Genomic DNA, 19,118 nt, shown 5'->3' on the forward strand with positions numbered 1-19,118 from the left:
ATTTTCTCCCCGCGTGTTATCCTCTAGGCAACTCGATTTCCTTATGATCACGGGATTCTTTGTACAAAATAATAGTGCTCCCGATGATCTGAACAAGCTCAGAACCTGTCTCCGCGGCCAGTTCTTCCGCAATTTCATGTTTGTCGTCCAAACAGTTGTTCAAAATTTGCACTTTCATCAGCTCACGCTTTTCAATCGCATCGTTGATGTGACGCATAAGATGCTCATTCGTACCGTTTTTGCCTACTTGAAAAACCGGGTCCAAATGATGCGCCATTGAACGCAAATATCTTTTTTGTTTACCTGTTAACATGTATATTTAACCCCTTCGTCGCCACATATGCAATGCAGCATTTCCATAATTTTAATGTACAATCTTACTTACGACAGGCTACTCAGCACAGCCACTCTCATTTGCTCTACAGCAGGGACAACCCCTGTAAAATACTCAAAAGCCACAGCCCCCTGGTACACGAACATGCCCAAGCCCCCATGTACAGTGCAGCCGCGCTGTTCACGGCTTTCCCGTAAAAGTCTCGTTTCCAGCGGATTGTAGATCAAATCACTCACAATGATTCCCTCCGGAATCAAGCTCGTTTCCAGTGGAAGTTCATCCGATAAAGGGGACATTCCCACCGAGGTTGTGTTAATCAACACATTCACTGTGGCGAGCACGTTCTTGGCATCCTCGTTGGAATAACCCCTCACTGGGATCGCCTCCGTCGTCCACTCTAATGCCAGTTGCTCAGCTTTGTCACGTGTTCGGTTCAAAATAATAACCGATTCCGGTTGCTCTTCCAATAGAGCATGAATTACGCCACGAGCAGCCCCTCCGGCTCCAAGAACAGCAATTCTTGCGCCCTTCAAATCGACAGAAGTCTCTTCTTTGAGGGAACGTACGTAGCCAATTCCGTCCGTGTTATAGCCCTTGAGCCGTCCATTGTCATTCACTATCGTATTGACAGCGCCAATGAGTCTGGCCCCTTCATCAATCTCATCCAGATATTTCATAACCTCGACTTTATGGGGAATCGTCACATTGACTCCGCGGAAATGCATAGCGCGAATCCCCTTCATGGCATCTTCCAGCTGATCCGGTTTGACATGAAGAGGTACAAAATCTCCTTCAATCCCCGCTGCCTGTAAAGCTATTTTATGCATAAGAGGCGATTTGGAGTGCTTGATCGGATCACCCAATACGCCCAATAGTACAAGACCTTGTTCGGTCGCTTCAGACTCCCCGCTGTTCATCGTTGCTCTCCCCCATATTGCAAAATATTAGGCCGCACAAATACATGAATGGCGGCAGGAACCAGTACCTGTTCCTTGCCGCCCTATAACATGGTTACAGCAACGTTATATCAACGCAGGCCGCAAAAGCACACGGACTCCCCGAGGAGCATGAACCGCAACCAGAGCTCCGTTCTCGCTATTCACTCTGATCCATCCCAAACCGGAAATGTAGATGTCCGATGGAGATTTGCGTGGAACGCGGAACTCATGTCTTGTCCATTCCGGCATTTCTGCCAATTGATCGCGTGTTGGCGGAGATAACAATTCCCCGGCATGATCAGCGAACAACTGATCAGCCCGCTCCAGCTTCGTGCGATGTATTTTAAGACCACCGTTAATATAGCAGGTAAATGATTGGTGCTGACCCTCCACAAAATCAAATCGGGCCATACCGCCGAAAAACAATGTTTGTCCGGCATCAAGCTGATACGCAGCAGGCTTCAGCGGCTTGTCCGGCATAATAGCACTCAAGTCCTGACGGGAGACAATCTCACTGAATCGCCAAGGGTATACAATACCCGGAGTATCAATAATGTGCTTGCCGTCGTCGAGCGGAATATTCACCATATCGAGTGTAGTCCCCGGGTAACGGGACGTTGTGAGTTCCTGCTCCATATCGCTATAATCACGAATCAAGCGGTTAATAAGCGTCGATTTACCCACATTTGTCGCTCCGACTACATATACATCACGGTTACCACGGAGCTCAGATACCACATCCAACAGACGGTCAAAGCCCTGATTTTTTTTAGCTGAGCACAGTACGATTTCTTCTGTGCGTAGTCCTTGCTCCTTCGCTTGCTTTTGTACCCAGTTACGCACCTTGTTCCAATTCGTTACCTTAGGCAGCAAATCGGTCTTGTTCACAGCCAGTATAACCGGATTGGAGCCTACAAAGCGTTGCAGACCGGAAATCAAGCTACCTTCAAAATCAAAAATATCTACAATGTGGATGACGAGCGCATCCTTGTCCCCAATCTGGCTGAGCAGCTTCAAGAACTCATCTTGATTCACCGTCACTGAAGACGTCTCATTATAGTTTTTGATCCGGAAGCAACGCTGACATATGACAGGTTCGCGAGTAAGCAATTTTTCAGGAATATATCCCGGAAGCTCCGGGCTAGTGGTCTGCACGGTGATACCGCAACCACTACATTTGACGGCAGTGCCGCCGTCAGGTCTTTCAGTCATTCTTCTTTTCCTCCTCAAGCCATAAGCCTTTCTTACGTAACCTTGTGAGCGCGATTCGCTCCAACCTCCGATTAAATCGGGTCATGACTCCTTCATCATGAATGGATATCGGTAGCACCAACACCGTATGCAATCCCAGTCGGTTGCCTCCCAATACGTCCGTCAACATTTGGTCTCCGACCATAATAGTCTCTTCCGGAGTCAGCCCCATCATACGGATGGCTCTACGAAAAGACGAGTTGGAAGGCTTCCGTGCGGCATGTATAAATTCAATGTCCAAAGGCGTAGCAAACACGGATACACGGTCCATATTGTTGTTAGACACGATGACAAGCTTAAAACCCGCCTGTTTGACCTTCTCAAACCAGGCCACCAGCTCGGGAGTCGCATTCGGCGCTTTTGCGCCGACCAGCGTGTTATCCAGATCCGTAATAATGCCGCGATATCCTTGAGCATACAAGCCTTCGAGATCAATATCAAAGACGGTATTCACCCGTAATTTGGGCATCAGCATTTCAAACAACGTCGGTCACCTCAGTTTCATACGACAAACTATACCATATTACTATGGCTTAGTAAAAAGCTATCCGCAACAAACGGACAGCTTTTTCACTAAATATAGCTAAAGATTAAAATAGACGGCAAATTGAACCTAATCAAAAATAGACTAGTCTTGATCCTTCTGATCCGTCGCAGCTTTTCTTCCAGCCCATCGTTTTATCCATCCTTCTTTGTGTAACAGAGAGGCCTGCTGGCGAACCATATGCCAATCTTCTGCGGTTACGGATGAGGGACTATAACGCGCTTGTTCAAATCGTCCAAGCAGCTGATGTAAAATAGAAGCTTGTTCCGGTACTTCTAGCGACCATCTATCAACTGATTCCCTTAGCGTCTCGTGACTGGCGCGGACAAATCCCTTTCTTCGCATGTACCTTAACCAGTGCTCAGTTTCCACGACCACCTTTTCATCCGGGGTCAGCGGCTTACCTCTGCGTAAACGCAGCAGGTAAAAGTGAATGTCTGCCCGATTACGCCAGACGATATAAGCAGCCCACAGCAGCAGAATTGCAGCAGCAGAACCTATGATTACAGGATGAATCTTTGAACCTTCCTCCGGATCAGTCTGCGGGTTCTGCTCAGGCTGTTCTGGTTCAGGCTGATCTTTAACCTCTGGGGCTTCTGGAGTCTTTGAATCCTCCTGTTCCGTAAGCAGCGGCATATCAAAGCCAGGCGTAGCTTCTACAGGAACCCAACCGTATTCACCTAAATATACTTCCGCCCAGGAATGAGCATCCGCATTTGTCACGGAGTAAGAGGACATATTTTCATCACCTTCGCCCGTTGTTGCATCATCTGAAAACGTCTGCTGACCAGGTGCATACCCTTTAACCCAACGGGCTGGAACCCCAACAGAGCGAGCCATCATGACTAATGAGGTGGAATAATAATCGCAATAGCCCTCCCGAATCTCAAACAGAAAGGCATCCACAAAATCTCTGCTTCTTTTCCGTGAGAGGTCCGGGTTGTTCGTATATGCATAATTTTGCTGCAAATACTGCTGTAGTAATCCGACTTTTTCATACGGCGTTTTCGCCGTTGACGTTACGTTCTGAGCCAAATCACGAACCCGCTGTGGCAACTCATCTGGAATTTGTAGATAGGCATCCTGTTTGTTTTTTCCGTACAACTCATTAAAAGTTTTTGTGCGTAGCTCTTTCTCAGGGATCACAGGGACATGTGATACCAGAGTATACGTTTTAGGATAAGCAGTTCTTCGGGAGGATGGATTCCAAAGCAGTTCCGCCTGTTCCGGGTTCCAATGTAACCCATCTGCCCGTGAATCTCTGTCCACCGATTGAACACGCTGCACCGAATAGGCGCCAAACAGAACAGGATAGCTCTGGTCATTTTGCATCGTAATGGTCTGAACGACCTGCTCAGTCGAATGCCGCGTTTCTTGTGTGTTTTCAAGCTCTGCGGTAATTGGAACATCATTTAGCGTTTGATCATCGTTGCCCCCGTCACTCCAGCCTGTACCGGAATAGGTTCGTTTCGTTTCCCCCCGCCAATAGCTTCGTTGAGTGGTCGTGATGGTCATGACAGGAGAATAATCAAAATTAAAACCTCCACCTAACCGATTATCCTGGCGACTATAACCTGATGCGGTGTTCATCCGCTGATTCAGTGCCCCAGATCCATTGCTAATCCCGGCGGTGGTTGAGCTATTTCTCTGGGTCCACGCTGTATAGGGATCCGTCAAAGCTGGCTGTACCTCGGGCATATTGACACCAGCCATAATAATGAGCGCAAAAATGACCGCAATATTGGCTGCTATTTTATATGGATAGCGTCGAATATGCTTCCACCCTTGAGGATAATGCTGCCGAAAATACTGCAGATGCTGTGTCACTAGCCAACCCATACCAGCAAAGACGATCCAGGCAACCTCCTCCCACAGCACAGTTGGCGTAAAGGAATCAAGCACTGCCAGCGCGGCGATATTAATACCCACAAAAACAAGAATCCGCTGTTTCGTTGTAACGATGAGCGGCACCATTTCAATAACTAGCCAAGCGATGAGGGAAAACCAAATATAAGGAGACATATTGGATATAAATTGGTCCAGGCGATTGGCTACCCCTCCGAAGGGGATAATGATGGAGTAAGACACCAATGTCCGATACAAAATAAAAAACAGCGCCGCCGCCTTAACAATAAATTCAATCCAAGGACGAAATGGTAGTACAATCTTCACCAGAGCCAGCATTGTAATGGTCATCAGTACAAGTGCTCTTGTCTCTTCCAGCCATAATTCGGAAGCAAAAGAAACCCATTGCATGGCAATAATAATAATCCATAAAAATGTAAAAGCGGGGGCCCAGGAACCCTTTAACGATTGTAACCAGCTCTTCATAGTGTCCCTCCCCCCATTACAGCCGGGAGCTCTTCAAGGCTCTCAACATCGTAGCCCTTGATTCCCCTTGCACGAAGCATGCTCATCCATTTTTCAGCTTCTCCCTCAGCAGAACCTTCTCCGATATAGACATGGCACGGAGTCATCCCTCGGGTATCGGCCCAACGAAGAAGCTCCATCGCCTGATAATCATTCAGCGGACTAATCAGTATAAAATAACAGCCTTGCGGAAACTGGCGCACACTGCTTTCTACAGCGGATTTCAAGCTACCTTGTGAAGTTGTGTGTATGTCTACCAAGTGATGCATCATTCGTTGTCGTTCCATTGTCTGCTCACTTGGCTGAAAGACAGTGCCTTTTTCTCCAGCTGTGCACAATCCAACCCCCATTCGCTCCCGTCCACCATATTCCAGCAATGAAGCGGTAGAGGATACAGCTAGCTCAAACTGTTCGGCGTTTACATAATGCTTCATGTGTACGTCCAGCACAAGCATCGTTTTTGGAACGGTCTCATGCTCAAATTCCTTGGATTTCCAGCTACCTGTACGAGCCGTCGCATTCCAATGGATGCGCGAAAACCGATCTCCATATACATAGTCCCGTACACCGTTAATTTGTGTCGTCTCACGCCGCGTTCGAGTTTGAACGGTCTGCGGTCCAGACATCCTTGAGCGACGGTCATTCATCTGCCAATACGGAATGAATACCGTTCGGGGCAGCACCCGAAATTCACCGCGTGCGTTCAAGCTGCCTTTGTGCTCTAACAGACCGAAGATGTCCTCACTCACACATTCAGTTTCCTCAAAGTGGTAGCTTCCTCGCTCTAAAGCGGGAGTCTGAAATGTAAGCTGACCGCCCCCTTTTAGACTGGGAATGACACTGTCCTCAAACGACCAGGATTCACCTGTATGCCGCTTGAGGACCTCACGGACAATGACATAGGGTAACGGAAGAAAACCAGGAATGCTGAGGCTCAGCTTTACATGCACCTGATCTCCCGCATGCAGCAGTTCTCCAAACTCCGAGCCTTGCGAAAGCTGCCGGGAGCCTTGCACACGGCGAACTCCGCTCAGACCAACGATCCATAAATAAACGATTAACAGCGTAACCATAGACAACAGCATGACCGACGTCTTGCCGCCCTGAAACAACAAATATAGCAGGCACACCACCCATATGACCACCAGAAGCCAGATGCGGCCTGACAGCCGGGGAAGCCTGCGCTTCCTTTTGACCATATTCATTCCCTAAGGACGCTCCATTCGTACGGGTACATGAACCTGCCGAAGGACAGCTTGGAGCACGGACTGGGCATTGGAACTGTCCAGACGCGCCTCGGGACGCAGCAATAAACGATGCGTTAGCACATAAGGTGCCAGCGCCTTGACATCATCAGGCAGCACATAGTCACGGTTGTCCAGAAAAGCGTATGCCTTCGTAGCCATTACAAAAGCAAGCGCCGCCCGGGGGCTAGCTCCCAGCAGCACGGATGGATGTTCTCTTGTCGCACGCACGATATCAAGTAAATAGGACGTCACTGCTTCGTCCATATAAATTCCTCTAATTTCCTGCTGGATGTCAGCAACCTGCTCCATATGAGCTACAGCCTCCAGACGGTCTGCTGGCTGGCCTGCCTGATGATGAAGCAGCATGTTTCGCTCCGTCTCCATGTCAGGATAACCCAAGCTGATTTTGAGCATAAAACGATCTAACTGTGCTTCCGGCAGCATATAAGTGCCTTCAAAATCAATCGGATTTTGTGTCGCACACAGCATAAAAGGATGAGGCAACATATGAGTGTCCCCATCCACTGTCACACTGCGTTCCTCCATAACCTCCAGCAGAGCCGACTGGGTTTTCGTCGTCGCTCGGTTAATTTCGTCCGCCAGCAAAATATTAGTCATCACAGGACCCGGACGGAAATAAAAACGCTCATCCCGTGGATGAAATATGGATACCCCTGTAATATCACTCGGGAGAATATCAGGATTACATTGAACACGGCGGTAATCACCGCGCATGGATTTGGCAAGCGCCTTGATCATTTGCGTTTTCCCCGTACCCGGAACGTCCTCGATCAGAATGTGTCCCCCCGCCAGCATAGCCGTAAGCAGTAATTTTATTTCAAAGGATTTACCTAATATACATGATTCCAGATTAGAACGGATTGCAGATACAATCTGCACAGATTCTTGACGTACGGGCATAGCTCTGTAAACCTCCTAGATAGCAACATGTTTCCTATTATTGTACATGAAGGCGGGCACAGAGTACACTTAACCCCCTGCCCGTATTATTCAAACTCCATCCTTCTTTCGATCTTTCATGTGCAGAACAATTAAAAACCCTTCGGTCATTAGATCCGAAGGGCACATGTATATAATCATTTATTTTTATGTCATTTCTAAAGTACGCTGCTTCTATATGCTTCCTTTTGGACGAACAAACAAGCATGCCAGAAAAGAGAAAATAATCGCAGAGGAAATTCCTGCACTTGTCAGACTAAAGATCCCTGTAATGACACCCAACCATCCGTCCTTCTCCAATTCCGTTAATGCGCCGTGTACAAGTGAGTTACCAAAACTGGTAATTGGAATGGTCGCACCCGCCCCTGCAAATTTAATAAGCGGATCGTATATCCCAACAGCATCAGCAATTGCACCTGCAACTACCAACGTACTCATCGTATGTGCCGGCGTCATTTTGAACACATCCATCATCAACTGGCCTACGACACAAATGGCACCACCCACTAAAAAAGCCCATAGAAATATCATACCGTTCCTCCCGCTTCAAAAGCTACAGCATGTGCAACACAAGGAATGCTTTCACCCTGCTGTGTAGTCAAAGGAGATAATAACGCTCCGGTCGCCACGACCAGTACCTTTTGCAGCTCTCCTTTTTCGATCCGCTTCAACAAATGCCCGTAGGTTACAACAGCCGAGCAGCCACAACCACTGCCTCCTGCAATGACTTTCTTTTGCTTATTGATATCGTAAATCAGTAAACCGCAATCATTAAATTCCGTCTGATTCATATCGAATCCATCTTTTTTGAGCAGCTCCTTGGCAATCGGTAGCCCCACTGAGGCTAAATCGCCCGTTACAATGAGATCATAGTAACCAGGGTCACGGCCAGTATCTCGAAAATGAGACAACAGCGTATCCGCAGCCGCTGGAGCCATGGCTCCGCCCATATTAAAGGGGTCTTTAATGCCCATATCCATTACACGTCCAATGGTAGCACAATCCACCACCGTCCCTGACTTGGCATGTCCTACAATTGCGGCGCCGGAACCGGTAACAGTATACTGAGCCGTAGGGGGCTTCTGTGATCCGTATTCATTAGGATAGCGGAATTGTTTTTCTACAGTACAGTTATGGCTGGTCGTACCCGCCATCACGTAGTCACCGGCCTCTGAGTCCACAATAAGTGCGGCTAAGGCTAAGCTTTCCATTGATGTTGAGCAGGCTCCAAAAACACCCAAATAGGGAATGGCCAGCTTGCTAGCCGAGAAGGAGCTACTGATAATCTGATTCATCAGATCACCACTAATAAAAAACTGTACTTCTTCTTTGTTCAAATTGGCATTAATTAGCGCCAGCTCTGTAGAATGCTCAATCAATCTACGTTCCGCTTTTTCCCACGTTTTCTCGTTGATTTCTATATTGTCATAAATATAATCAAAATCTGTGGATAACGGTCCCTCTCCTTCATCCGGGCCCACAACGGTGGCACTTCCAATGATGCGCGGTCTTGATTCAAACTTCCAGGTTTGTCCTCCCTGTCTTCTCATAAGTGATTGCCTCCCACACCAAGGATGGCATATATAACGCCTACGATAAATGCGGCCACCACCCCGAATACGATAACTGAGCCTGCCAGCTTGAACATATTCGCGCCCACTCCGAGCACCAGTCCCTCAGAACGATATTCCAATGCAGCCGAACACATGGAGTTAGCAAAGCCTGTAATTGGCACAGCGGTTCCCGCGCCCGCCCATTGGGCAACCTTATCGTAAACCCCGATACAGGTTAATATGACCGCCAGCAAGATCATCATGGATGAGGTTGGCGGGGCGGCCTCCTTGGCTGATATGTGCATTCCTGCCATAAAAGCCTCTTGAATCGCCTGTCCAATCACACATATCCCGCCTCCAACCAGAAAAGCGCGCACACAATTGGCAAATACTTTCCTCGAGGGTTCATGCTTTTGTGAGATATTCTGATAGTCCTTCTCATTTATGGACAGCGGCGACGTATTGGTACGAAAACCGCGCTGCCCTGATTTAGCTGGCATCATTCACCACCCCTTGTCTGTAAGTTTTCGCGCTTGGCGGTTCGAATTGCTTGGGTCTTTTTCATTATGAGCTTTTTGGAGAAATGTTATGTCAGGAAAATGATATCGTGGACATTCGATACAAATCCATTCATACTGAATACATGACGACCACTGGTTAATTAATAAGGAGTGAGGTATACATCATGGAATCAAAAACATTGGAATTGTTTAAAACCTTAACGGAGTTTCCTTCCATTCCTGGACATGAGCGTGAGTTGCGGGCATGGGTTAAGGAACGGATATCCGGTTATACCGATGAAATCGTGCAAGATCGATTGGGGAGTCTTTTTGGGGTGCTACGCGGTCAAGAAAGTGGACCACGAGTAATGGTGGCAGGCCATCTGGATGAAGTCGGTTTTATCGTGAATGGTATTACGGAAAATGGAATGATTCGTTTTCAGCCGGTTGGAGGCTGGTGGAGCCAAGCCATTATGTCACAACGTCTTCAAGTATTAACTCCAAAAGGCCCAGTTATCGGTGTAGTTGGCTCTGTCTCGCCTCATTTGCTGGATGAATCGCAACGCAGCAAACCTATGGACATCAAGCATATGTATCTGGATATCGGCGTAGACAGCAGACAAGAAGCGCAAGATCTGGGGATCGTACCAGGAACGGCCATTGCGCCGATCTGTGATTTCACCCCACTGGCAAATCCTAAAAAAATCATGGCTAAAGCGTGGGATAACCGCTACGGTGTAGGCTTGGCTATTGAACTACTTGAAGCGTTACATAAAGAAAAAGAAAAGCTTCCCAATACATTGTATGCGGGGGCCACTGTTCAAGAGGAAGTGGGACTGCGTGGTGCACGCACAGCGGCCAATCTGATTCAGCCGGATATATTCTTTGCACTGGATTGCAGTGCGGCTAACGATATGGGCGGCGACCCGAATGCTTACGGGCACCTCGGTAAAGGCGCACTGCTGCGGGTATTTGATCCGGGTATGATTACACATCGCGGGATTGTGGAATACGTGCAAGACATGGCGGAAACTCACAAAATCAAGTATCAATATTTCATCTCCACAGGGGGAACCGATGCAGGTCAAGTGCACTTGAGCGGAATTGGCGTGCCATCCACCGTCATAGGCATCTGTGGACGATACATCCATACTTCCTCGTCCATTATTCACACTGATGATTATGATGCAGCCAAAGAGCTGATCATCAAGCTGGTTCAAAATCTGGATCGTACAACGCTGAATACCATTATTGAACGAGCCTAAGGTGTAACAGAGAATCGCAATCTATAAAAAAACAGTCAAGACACGTACAACGTGCATTGACTGTTTTTTTAATTTAATAGAAACAAAAGATAGAACATATCAAATCAAATGCTTATAACGAAGCAAAGCAATCACTACAAGTACAGCAGTTAAAGCAACGCAGACGTTTTCTACCTTAGCTCCCTTCCGGGTTCCAGTACTCATCAATTTAAATCGCAGCTTCCATTTAAACGGCGGCAAAGGTTTAATTCCATTATTCGTCAAGGAATCTGCCAGTAAATGCAGCAAGTACGCCATACCTCCAGCCAACCATATGCTGTCACCGTGCAAACGTGTCGTACCATAAAGCAGCGCAGTCCATGCGACGGTTCCGTATACCGTATGTGTCAGCCCCCGGTGTGGGACTAACGTACAAATGATCAGCAGACACCCGGCGATATAATTCCAAGGTGCATATGATTCTCCATACCAGGCTAGGCCGATACCAATTAAAAAGATAATAACCTTGCGCATGGATCGTGAAGGCATAAAAGAAGCACTGATCATCAGCAAAGCCAACACAAGATTCCATGGCGGTGGAGCCAAACGGGTGAAAAACACCCAACCAGCAGCCCCAATCATTAGAAGCTGTACGAGCCTAAGCATTTTGGTTGGTAGCGCTCGGCTCACGAGCATGGAGTTAGGCTCGTCAATATCCGGCAACAGTGAACCGACCACAGCAGCTGCCACGGCAGCCGGGGTCACTTCGTATCCACTTAGAGCTAATACCGACAGGGAGACCCCGGTTCCAATAATCAAATGGGCTCTTCCCATCATGGTGCAAAACATCCTTTCGTTGCAGCATACAACAGAGTTCAACATCACTCCATTTGAATCAGCATGATTCGATTGTATACGACAAACAAAAGGAGAACAATAGTTCGCTTATTCTATTTAAAAGACTTCATTCAAAAGTCCTAGTTTCGTCCCCATTATTAAACCCCTCCTCTGTGCTTACTCTCCAGTCAGCCCTGCCCTCTGTTATAAGGCTACATCTTCCTGACCTTATCGCGGCTGCCCTGCAAACCTTCTGCGAAAAAGAGCACAGTTCAACAAGACATATGGCCTATGAGTATGTTGACAAACATCTTCAATATTTTCTTTTTGCCTCAAAGTCCTATTGTATAATTTGAAATATTAGGTAATATAGTGTTTATATTTACTATATGAATCTATTAAATGAATAAGGAGGAAATGATTATGCAAAAAAAATCGACGTTCCGAAAGTTCAAAACCATCGGTCTGACATTGTTGCTAAGTCTTGTATTATTCGCCCTTCCCGCTTCAGCTGCTTGGAATGATACATACACGGGGTACGCCACATATACGGGATCAGGTTACTCTGGAGGGGCATTACTGCTTGATCCCATCCCTACGGATGCCAAAATTACAGCGCTTAACCGCACACAACTGAATTATAACGGAATCAAAGCTGCATTAGCTGGAGCCTATTTGGAAGTTCAAGGTCCCAAAGGGAAAACAACCGTATATGTAACTGATCTTTACCCTGAAGGTCCAAGTGGCGCGCTCGATCTGTCCCCAAACGCGTTCAACCTGATTGGAAATCAAATAGACGGAAAAATCAATATTTCATGGAAAGTTGTCAAAGCTCCGGTTAACGGCAATGTCTCCTACCGCATTAAAGAAGGCAGCAGCCAATGGTGGGCAGCCATTCAAGTACGCAATCATAAATATCCGGTCTTGAAGATGGAAGTCCAACAAAACGGACAATGGCTCAATCTCGAAAAACAGGATTACAACCACTTTCTAGGTACTAACTTAGGAAAACAACCTCTGAAAATACGGATTACGGACATTCGTGGTGTCGTGCTGAACGATACAATCCCAGCTCTAGCGGAAAATGGTACAGGCGGAGCCTATATCGTTAAAGGTAACGTTCAATTTCCTGACTAATTGTAGTACCGTCATCTTTCTTCTTTTATTTGAATAGACAAACCCGGCCGGGAACCGACGCAATCCAATGCGTATAAGTGTTCCTGGCCTTTTTACGAAAAAATTATTATTTTTCACAAAGAATCGGTTTGTTCACTGTCCTGTTCACAAGATCACACGTATAATGAATACATAAATAGGGTGTACTTTACAGCTACGTGCACACAGACAGGAGGCCTGTTCATATGAGCAATTTCAAAAAGCATCACAAGCTTCACAGCAAATTGCTGGTCAGCATTACGTTATGTATTACGCTAACGTTGCTGGTATCCACCACTGTGTATTATTTTTACTATATTCGCGTGGAAAAGGAGCAGGCATTCGAGGCCAATCACAACAGCTTGACGTTGAGAAGCAGAGAGGTTATTAACATGACATCTATTGCTCAGTCGTTGGCATTCCAAATGTATCGCAGCAGTACCCTGTCCAAGTTGTTGTATTATCCAAAACCTAATGTATATGATGTAACCGCTGCCATGACCGAATTGAACAATTATCTTAACTCCATGCCGTATATCGAATCCATCTACGTGTTTAACCCTAAAAGCGGCACCTTCTACATTGCTTCCTCACAAGGTCAAAACGGGCTATTCAGCAAACATGAACTGGCTGATACAGATATCATTCGCGTGCTGGATCATTATCAGGACTATAAACCCTTTACGCCTATTCCACGCACGTATCCACTGCTGTCTGCCTCAGACTCCAGAGCTGAAGTAGAGCAAGCAAGCCCAGATATCCCAGCCTATACGTATTTATGTTATGACGCAATTAACTCGAACGAAGCGATAAATTCGGCTGTGATTGTGAATGTGTCGGCGGCCTGGATGAACAAGGAAATGGCGGCGAATCCAATCTCAGGCGGGACCGCTTATATTTTAGACGATCAGGGCAGACTGTTGTCTGGTACAACATTGACAGACGAAACTTTGAACGAAAAAGAACAGCTATGGCTGCACACGAGAGTCAAAAAACAAGAAACAGGCTATTTTGTAGAAGACTTTCATGGTAAAAGATCACTCATTTCCTACACCTCTCCGGATGGACTAGGTTGGCAGTATATTAGTGTCACACCGTATGAAAGCGTTATCAAAATGGCAAGTGTTATTCGTAATGCGATGTTACTGATAGCCGCCATCATTGCATTGGCAGGATTCGTGGCTTCGTGGCTGCTGTCCAAAATGCTGTATACGCCTATTGGCCAAATTGTTGTGCATATGAATTCACTGGAATCAGAGAAACGAAACAGTATGTACACGATCCGGCAAAACATTTTAAAAAATGTGATCCGGGGAATCCGAAATCTTCCTACCGGTGAAGAACCGGAACGATTGCGCGAGCTTGGGATTACGTTCCAGTTTGACAAAGACTACCGCCTTGTGCTGCTGCGCATAGATGAATATACCCGATGGCAAAGCGAACGTGGACCTGATCTGCTACCCTATAAGTTTGCAATCATGAACATTGCTTCTGAAATATGCGGACAGACGTACCAGGTGGAGACCGTTGATATGGATGAGGACAGTGTACTGCTGATGCTTAACATTCTCGATCCCGCAGAACATACAGACACTGTACTGCTAGAAACCTTATTACGCCAAATACGTGAAGCTTGCTTTGAATATTTGAAGCTGAGTGTTTCATTAACTTACAGTGCCATCACGAGTCAACCAGAACGGCTGCATCTGCTGTACCGCCAAGTACAAGACGCATCTATGCACCGATTTTTTCAGGGGCACAGATGCATTATTAATGCGCAAAACACTACAGAGGAGGATATCCAAAATACTTACGTATATCCAGCCGATAAAGAGAAAAAAATGCTAGATATGCTACTGTCTGGTCATACGGAGGATGCACACAGTATGTTCAAAGAATTATTGATGCATATGGAAAAATATCCTTTTTCCTCTGTTCAAGTGGCGATATCCCGGCTCATCATGAGTGTAAATAATGCTGTTCGGCATATCAGTGAGCTCAATGGATTTGCTATAGAATCTAAATCTGAATTACCATCCGCTGATCGGTTAGAGACCGCTGAGAATCTTATTGATCATTATCAATTGGTCTTTGATCATATTCGCTCCAATCTATCGGAAAAACGAAACACGAAGCAGGAACGACTGGTACGGCAAATTAATGAACGAATGGAGCAAGCCTATACGGATCCCAATTTTTGTCTCAATCAGATTGCGGAAGAACTGGATATGTCGCCGATCTATGTCAGTAGGCTATATAAGCAACAGACCATGTCAACTATCGTGGACGTCATCCAACAACTTCGTATTCGCAAGGCCTGTGAGCTGCTGGAACAGACCGACTGGTCCGTAGCTGACGTAGCAGAACAAACCGGATTTGCGAGTAGCTCTTATTTCCATCGTATGTTCAAACGTAGCTTGGGTGTAACACCGACAGATTTTCGCCGTTCTAAAGCAAATGCGCAATAAGTAAACTGCTCTACACGCCTGCTCCGAGAACGGAACATTGCTCCCAAAAAATAGACTGACATTAAAAAAGCAAGCCTCCAACTTTCTGGAGACTTGCTTTTTTCTTTATCACAATTCTTTATGTTTTATTTAATCCCCTTCTCCTTTACATAGGCTTCCCATTGTTTTGTATATTCGGTTTGAATTTTCTCCAAACCAGCTTGGTTTGCCTTTTGCAAGAAGGTCTGCAAGCCTTGATCTACATTGTCGATCAGTCCAGCTTGGAGCGGATACAGATATTGCTTCTCAACCTGTTCTAGAGCTGCTTTTTCTGCTTGATATGTCGTGTAGTCCTCTGCAAAGCCTGTAAACAGGTCAGGCTTCTGGATTTTATCCAGCTCGGCAAAAATTTTCTTCACACGGTCAAAGCCAGAATCAAACAGCATGTATTCCGGGTTACGCCAAGCCCAACTATTCATACCTTCGCGTGAAAATCCATTAGTACTGCCGCTACCTATCATTTGGTAGTAACCATCTTTGACTTCGTAGTTTTTGCCTTCAATACCATATTGCGTGAGCAGGTTATAGCGTTTGTCCGTCACCAGCTTTTCATAAAAGGCCAATGCGCGCGCTGGATTCGGGCTGCTTTTTGGAATCGCAAAGCCGTTATGAATCGGATGCACTGGAGTTGCATAACCTGTCGTCAAAGGGAATGGGTAGTACTCGAGCTTCCAGTCCGGGTGAGATGCTTTGAGCTTAATGACCATATCATTAAACCGGGTTGGATTGTCACCGAAAATACTCGCTGCTTTACCAGAAGTCACTTGATCCTGAAGCGTATCTTTTACGTTTAATACGTTTTTGGGAATGAATCCTTTATCGGCCCAGCGTTTGTAAGTGTTCAGCTCTTCCTTTTGTTCATCCGAGCCCCAAAATTTATATACCTCTGTTGGTTTTTCGTATTTAATACCGATACCGTAAGGCAGTGTGCCCACGCTCTTCGTTACTAATTCAGTATATCGATCATGCAGATTTCCCTTAATATCGCTGTTCAGAGATACTGTTTTCATATTTGGCTCATGCTGACGTATCCCATCCATATAAGCCTCATAACTTTTCATATCTGTCGGTTTAGGCAAATTGTACTTCTCACGTAAATCCTCACGCCATACAAAACCGTTTGTGACATATTCTTTATACGTGCCAGGCACGGTATAAATTTTGCCTCCGATTTTAACTCCATCCCACATGTCCTGAGGCACAAATTTTTGCAAGGCAGGTGCAGCCTTAGGCAGCAGATCGTCTAGCGGCAGGAATGCGCCCTTTTTGGCATAGGCCTGATACTGCGTCCAATCTGCAGTGAAGATCAGGTCGATAGGCTGACCCGAAGACAATAACAGCTTATATTTTTGATCCCAGTCTGTCCACGTCGTATAGTTAAATTTGACGGTGGCATTCAGATCTTTTTCCGCCAACTTATTGATCTCTGTCTCAATGGTAGGCAAGTCCTTAGGAGCATCCCCCAGCATATAAAATTGCAGCTGTACTTTCTGGGATTTATCATCCTCTCCATTTGCTTTTTGAGCGCTGTTTCCACTACCTCCTCCACATCCGGCTAATAGCGCCGTGATGACCATTACTGCAATCAGGATGGACATGCGTTGTTTTCTTTTCTTTGTGAATGTCATGTGAATCCTCCCTTTGAAATGGTAGTCTGATTAAATAAAACGCTTACAAAGAGTGCTATTTAGATGGCACAACGTCAGCACGTCATGCCATCACAGTCCTTGAGTGCCACTTTAGCCTTTTACCGCACCAATGGTCAATCCCTTAACAAAATAGCGCTGTACGAACGGGTACAGCAGCAAAATAGGTCCGGTAACCACGATAGCCATTGCCATTTTGGTCGACTCTGTCGGCATATCGTTGGAAAGGGTTACGCCAGTACCTGCACCCATTTGAGCGATAAATTGCATGGAGTTAATTACATTATACAGATAATATTGCAACTGGTATTTATGCGGATCGTTAATAAAGAGTGAGGATGAGAACCAGTCATTCCAGTAAGCCAAGGCCAGAAACAGTCCCACAGTGGCAATACCCGGTGTAGATAAAGGCAACACAATTCGATAGTAAATTTTAAAATCACCCGCACCGTCAATTTTAGCGGACTCGAACAGCTCTTCCGGCATGGAGGAACGAATGAAGTTTTTCATTAAAATGATCAGAAACGGAGTCATCAATCCCGGGAAAATAAGCACTGTATACGTATCAAGCAATCCTAAATACTTCGTCAGCATAATGTACCAAGGTACCAAACCGCCTCCGAACAGCGTCGTAAAGTAAATATAGAATGAAAACGCATTACGGTATTTAAAATCTTTGCGTGCCAGCACATATCCTGCCATCGTCATCAGGAACAGGCCCAACGTCGTACCTACAACCGTGGTAAAAATCGTCACCCCGTATGCCCTTAACACCTCTTCAGGAAAGGTGAACACCGTCCGGTAACCTTCCAGTGAGAATTGCTGTGGTATAAAGTGATATCCATCCCTGATAATCGATTCATTACTGGTCAGTGAAGCCGAAATAATAAGTAGAAACGGGAGTAAACAAGCAATGGAAGCAATAATGATAATCACATAAGAGATAATTTTAAAAATTCGAGTGTATACATCCTCTTTGATCGCCATCCGTTTGGGTCCTCCTTTCTAGAATAAGGCATACTCGTCGTTCAACTTGCGGATGATATAGTTCACGGTCATGATCAGTACAAAGCCGAATAATGATTGGTATACGCCTGCCGCCGAAGCCATCCCCACATCAAAAGTCACTTTCAGCGAACGGTACACATAAGTGTCCAAAATATCCGTCGTATTGTACAGCACCCCATTGTTGCCGATTAACTGATAAAAAAGATCAAATTGTCCTTTCATAATACTACCAAGCGCAAACAACAGCAGCACAACGAATGTCGATTTAAGCATAGGAACGGTAATGTACCAGATTCGTTGAAAAATGTTGGCCCCATCCATTTTAGCTGCCTCATAATATTCGTCACTGATACCTGTAATCGCTGCCAGATAGATCACCATACTGTAGCCGAGATTTTTCCATAAATAGAACAGGATAATCAGGAAAATCCATACCCATGGTTTGTTGTATACATCCACGCGTTCACCACCAAATTGCAGCAGCAGCGTATTCAGGAAACCATTATCATAATTAAATATGTTATACACGATAACACTTAGAATAACGAAAGAAACAAAATAAGGCAGGAACATCACGGATTGAGCGATCTTTTTAAAGTAGCGGCCTCTCAGCTCATTCAGCAAAATAGCGAGAACAATCGCTAGCACGTTACCGAGTAAAATAAACGCTGCATTGTATCCGACCGTATTCAATGTCAGTTTTGTCAGCGTGCCGGATTGCCATAGAAAGCGAAAATTTTGGAGTCCGACGAACTTGGCATCAAACAGGCTGGTATTAAAGTCGAACTGGGTAAATGCATAATAAATACCCACCATAGGAATGTAGGAATTAATGAAGAAAAAAATTAAAGTGGGCAACAACATCAAAAATAATACCCGATTGCGGAACAGTTCATAGAAGAACCCGTGTTTTCTACCCGTTCCCAGCCTCTTACCGTTCAGGCGGGAATCCGTTGTAAGCATTGCAGAATTTTTGGGCATAGGCTGATTCAATGTGAGTCACTCCCCCTCTGTATACGTTACC

The 19,118-nt window shown here is 45.9% G+C and carries 17 protein-coding genes; 3 read left to right on the forward strand and 14 right to left on the reverse strand.

The annotated features are described in order from the left end of the window. Positions 1-16 precede the first annotated feature (16 nt). The 10 genes from yhbY to spoVAC form a co-directional block, all read right to left on the reverse strand. Entirely contained in the window at positions 17-313 is a 297-nt protein-coding gene (gene yhbY, locus ACM1ND_RS18250) for a ribosome assembly RNA-binding protein YhbY (RefSeq protein ID WP_013311197.1), read from the reverse strand. A 68-nt stretch (positions 314-381) separates the two neighbouring features. After that, the gene (aroE, locus tag ACM1ND_RS18255; RefSeq protein WP_160790768.1) at positions 382-1,251 is read right to left on the reverse strand and encodes a shikimate dehydrogenase; all 870 of its coding nucleotides are present in this window, start codon (positions 1,249-1,251) and stop codon (positions 382-384) included. A gap of 105 nt (positions 1,252-1,356) precedes the next feature. Beyond that, entirely contained in the window at positions 1,357-2,484 is a 1,128-nt protein-coding gene (yqeH, locus tag ACM1ND_RS18260) for a ribosome biogenesis GTPase YqeH (protein WP_028540435.1), read from the reverse strand. Continuing rightward, on the reverse strand, positions 2,477-3,007 hold the full coding sequence (locus ACM1ND_RS18265) for a YqeG family HAD IIIA-type phosphatase (protein WP_013311200.1): 531 nt from the start codon (positions 3,005-3,007) through the stop codon (positions 2,477-2,479). The genes yqeH and ACM1ND_RS18265 overlap by 8 nt, the downstream gene beginning before the upstream one ends. A gap of 144 nt (positions 3,008-3,151) precedes the next feature. Beyond that, the gene (locus ACM1ND_RS18270; RefSeq protein WP_418026422.1) at positions 3,152-5,398 is read right to left on the reverse strand and encodes a transglutaminase TgpA family protein; all 2,247 of its coding nucleotides are present in this window, start codon (positions 5,396-5,398) and stop codon (positions 3,152-3,154) included. After that, on the reverse strand, positions 5,395-6,642 hold the full coding sequence (locus tag ACM1ND_RS18275; protein ID WP_076158626.1) for a DUF58 domain-containing protein: 1,248 nt from the start codon (positions 6,640-6,642) through the stop codon (positions 5,395-5,397). The genes ACM1ND_RS18270 and ACM1ND_RS18275 overlap by 4 nt, the downstream gene beginning before the upstream one ends. A gap of 3 nt (positions 6,643-6,645) precedes the next feature. Next, positions 6,646-7,605, reverse strand: coding sequence for an AAA family ATPase (locus ACM1ND_RS18280; protein WP_418026424.1), 960 nt, complete (start codon positions 7,603-7,605; stop codon positions 6,646-6,648). Between the two features lie 213 nt (positions 7,606-7,818). Beyond that, the gene (gene spoVAE / locus ACM1ND_RS18285; RefSeq protein ID WP_013311204.1) at positions 7,819-8,175 is read right to left on the reverse strand and encodes a stage V sporulation protein AE; all 357 of its coding nucleotides are present in this window, start codon (positions 8,173-8,175) and stop codon (positions 7,819-7,821) included. After that, positions 8,172-9,194: a stage V sporulation protein AD gene (gene spoVAD / locus ACM1ND_RS18290; RefSeq protein WP_023989537.1), complete on the reverse strand. Its 1,023-nt coding sequence runs from the start codon at positions 9,192-9,194 to the stop codon at positions 8,172-8,174. Before spoVAD ends, spoVAE begins: the two co-directional genes overlap by 4 nt. Beyond that, the gene (gene spoVAC / locus ACM1ND_RS18295; protein ID WP_023989538.1) at positions 9,191-9,697 is read right to left on the reverse strand and encodes a stage V sporulation protein AC; all 507 of its coding nucleotides are present in this window, start codon (positions 9,695-9,697) and stop codon (positions 9,191-9,193) included. The genes spoVAD and spoVAC overlap by 4 nt, the downstream gene beginning before the upstream one ends. A gap of 185 nt (positions 9,698-9,882) precedes the next feature. Here spoVAC and ACM1ND_RS18300 point away from each other — a divergent pair, with 185 nt between their 5' ends. Further along, a complete protein-coding gene (locus tag ACM1ND_RS18300; protein ID WP_023989539.1) occupies positions 9,883-10,962 on the forward strand; it encodes a M42 family metallopeptidase in 1,080 nt (359 codons plus the stop codon). 99 nt (positions 10,963-11,061) lie between these two features. Here the strand turns inward: ACM1ND_RS18300 and ACM1ND_RS18305 are convergent, their stop codons facing one another. Next, positions 11,062-11,778, reverse strand: a complete 717-nt coding sequence (locus ACM1ND_RS18305; RefSeq protein ID WP_069080368.1) for a metal-dependent hydrolase — start codon at positions 11,776-11,778, stop codon at positions 11,062-11,064. 423 nt (positions 11,779-12,201) lie between these two features. Between ACM1ND_RS18305 and ACM1ND_RS18310 the strand changes: the two genes are divergently transcribed. Further along, positions 12,202-12,915 carry an expansin EXLX1 family cellulose-binding protein gene (locus tag ACM1ND_RS18310; protein WP_418026426.1) on the forward strand — a complete coding sequence of 238 codons (714 nt, stop codon included), beginning with the start codon at positions 12,202-12,204 and terminating at the stop codon, positions 12,913-12,915. A 224-nt stretch (positions 12,916-13,139) separates the two neighbouring features. Then, entirely contained in the window at positions 13,140-15,401 is a 2,262-nt protein-coding gene (locus ACM1ND_RS18315; protein ID WP_053325806.1) for a helix-turn-helix domain-containing protein, read from the forward strand. A gap of 125 nt (positions 15,402-15,526) precedes the next feature. Here the strand turns inward: ACM1ND_RS18315 and ACM1ND_RS18320 are convergent, their stop codons facing one another. The 3 genes from ACM1ND_RS18320 to ACM1ND_RS18330 all read right to left on the reverse strand — a co-directional run bounded on the left by ACM1ND_RS18320 (position 15,527) and on the right by ACM1ND_RS18330 (position 19,087). Continuing rightward, the gene (locus tag ACM1ND_RS18320) at positions 15,527-17,068 is read right to left on the reverse strand and encodes an extracellular solute-binding protein (protein ID WP_023989543.1); all 1,542 of its coding nucleotides are present in this window, start codon (positions 17,066-17,068) and stop codon (positions 15,527-15,529) included. Between the two features lie 111 nt (positions 17,069-17,179). After that, the gene (locus ACM1ND_RS18325; protein WP_013311212.1) at positions 17,180-18,073 is read right to left on the reverse strand and encodes a carbohydrate ABC transporter permease; all 894 of its coding nucleotides are present in this window, start codon (positions 18,071-18,073) and stop codon (positions 17,180-17,182) included. Positions 18,074-18,091: 18 nt separating this feature from the next. Next, positions 18,092-19,087, reverse strand: a complete 996-nt coding sequence (locus ACM1ND_RS18330) for an ABC transporter permease (RefSeq protein ID WP_023989544.1) — start codon at positions 19,085-19,087, stop codon at positions 18,092-18,094. Positions 19,088-19,118 lie beyond the last annotated feature (31 nt).

This window comes from Paenibacillus sp. JJ1722, from assembly GCF_048282685.1.
Lineage (GTDB): Bacteria > Bacillota > Bacilli > Paenibacillales > Paenibacillaceae > Paenibacillus > Paenibacillus polymyxa_B.

What these genes read in the sequence shown, in the direction of transcription:
- ACM1ND_RS18320 (WP_023989543.1), bottom strand. Translation starts at nt 17,068, where the DNA reads ATGACATTCACAAAGAAAAGAAAACAACGCATGTCCATCCTGATTGCA.
- ACM1ND_RS18325 (WP_013311212.1), bottom strand. Translation starts at nt 18,073, where the DNA reads ATGGCGATCAAAGAGGATGTATACACTCGAATTTTTAAAATTATCTCT.
- ACM1ND_RS18310 (WP_418026426.1), top strand. Translation starts at nt 12,202, where the DNA reads ATGCAAAAAAAATCGACGTTCCGAAAGTTCAAAACCATCGGTCTGACA.
- spoVAD (WP_023989537.1), bottom strand. Translation starts at nt 9,194, where the DNA reads ATGAGAAGACAGGGAGGACAAACCTGGAAGTTTGAATCAAGACCGCGC.
- yhbY (WP_013311197.1), bottom strand. Translation starts at nt 313, where the DNA reads ATGTTAACAGGTAAACAAAAAAGATATTTGCGTTCAATGGCGCATCAT.
- ACM1ND_RS18270 (WP_418026422.1), bottom strand. Translation starts at nt 5,398, where the DNA reads ATGAAGAGCTGGTTACAATCGTTAAAGGGTTCCTGGGCCCCCGCTTTT.
- ACM1ND_RS18280 (WP_418026424.1), bottom strand. Translation starts at nt 7,605, where the DNA reads ATGCCCGTACGTCAAGAATCTGTGCAGATTGTATCTGCAATCCGTTCT.
- ACM1ND_RS18275 (WP_076158626.1), bottom strand. Translation starts at nt 6,642, where the DNA reads ATGAATATGGTCAAAAGGAAGCGCAGGCTTCCCCGGCTGTCAGGCCGC.
- ACM1ND_RS18300 (WP_023989539.1), top strand. Translation starts at nt 9,883, where the DNA reads ATGGAATCAAAAACATTGGAATTGTTTAAAACCTTAACGGAGTTTCCT.
- yqeH (WP_028540435.1), bottom strand. Translation starts at nt 2,484, where the DNA reads ATGACTGAAAGACCTGACGGCGGCACTGCCGTCAAATGTAGTGGTTGC.
- spoVAC (WP_023989538.1), bottom strand. Translation starts at nt 9,697, where the DNA reads ATGCCAGCTAAATCAGGGCAGCGCGGTTTTCGTACCAATACGTCGCCG.
- ACM1ND_RS18305 (WP_069080368.1), bottom strand. Translation starts at nt 11,778, where the DNA reads ATGATGGGAAGAGCCCATTTGATTATTGGAACCGGGGTCTCCCTGTCG.
- spoVAE (WP_013311204.1), bottom strand. Translation starts at nt 8,175, where the DNA reads ATGATATTTCTATGGGCTTTTTTAGTGGGTGGTGCCATTTGTGTCGTA.
- ACM1ND_RS18315 (WP_053325806.1), top strand. Translation starts at nt 13,140, where the DNA reads ATGAGCAATTTCAAAAAGCATCACAAGCTTCACAGCAAATTGCTGGTC.
- aroE (WP_160790768.1), bottom strand. Translation starts at nt 1,251, where the DNA reads ATGAACAGCGGGGAGTCTGAAGCGACCGAACAAGGTCTTGTACTATTG.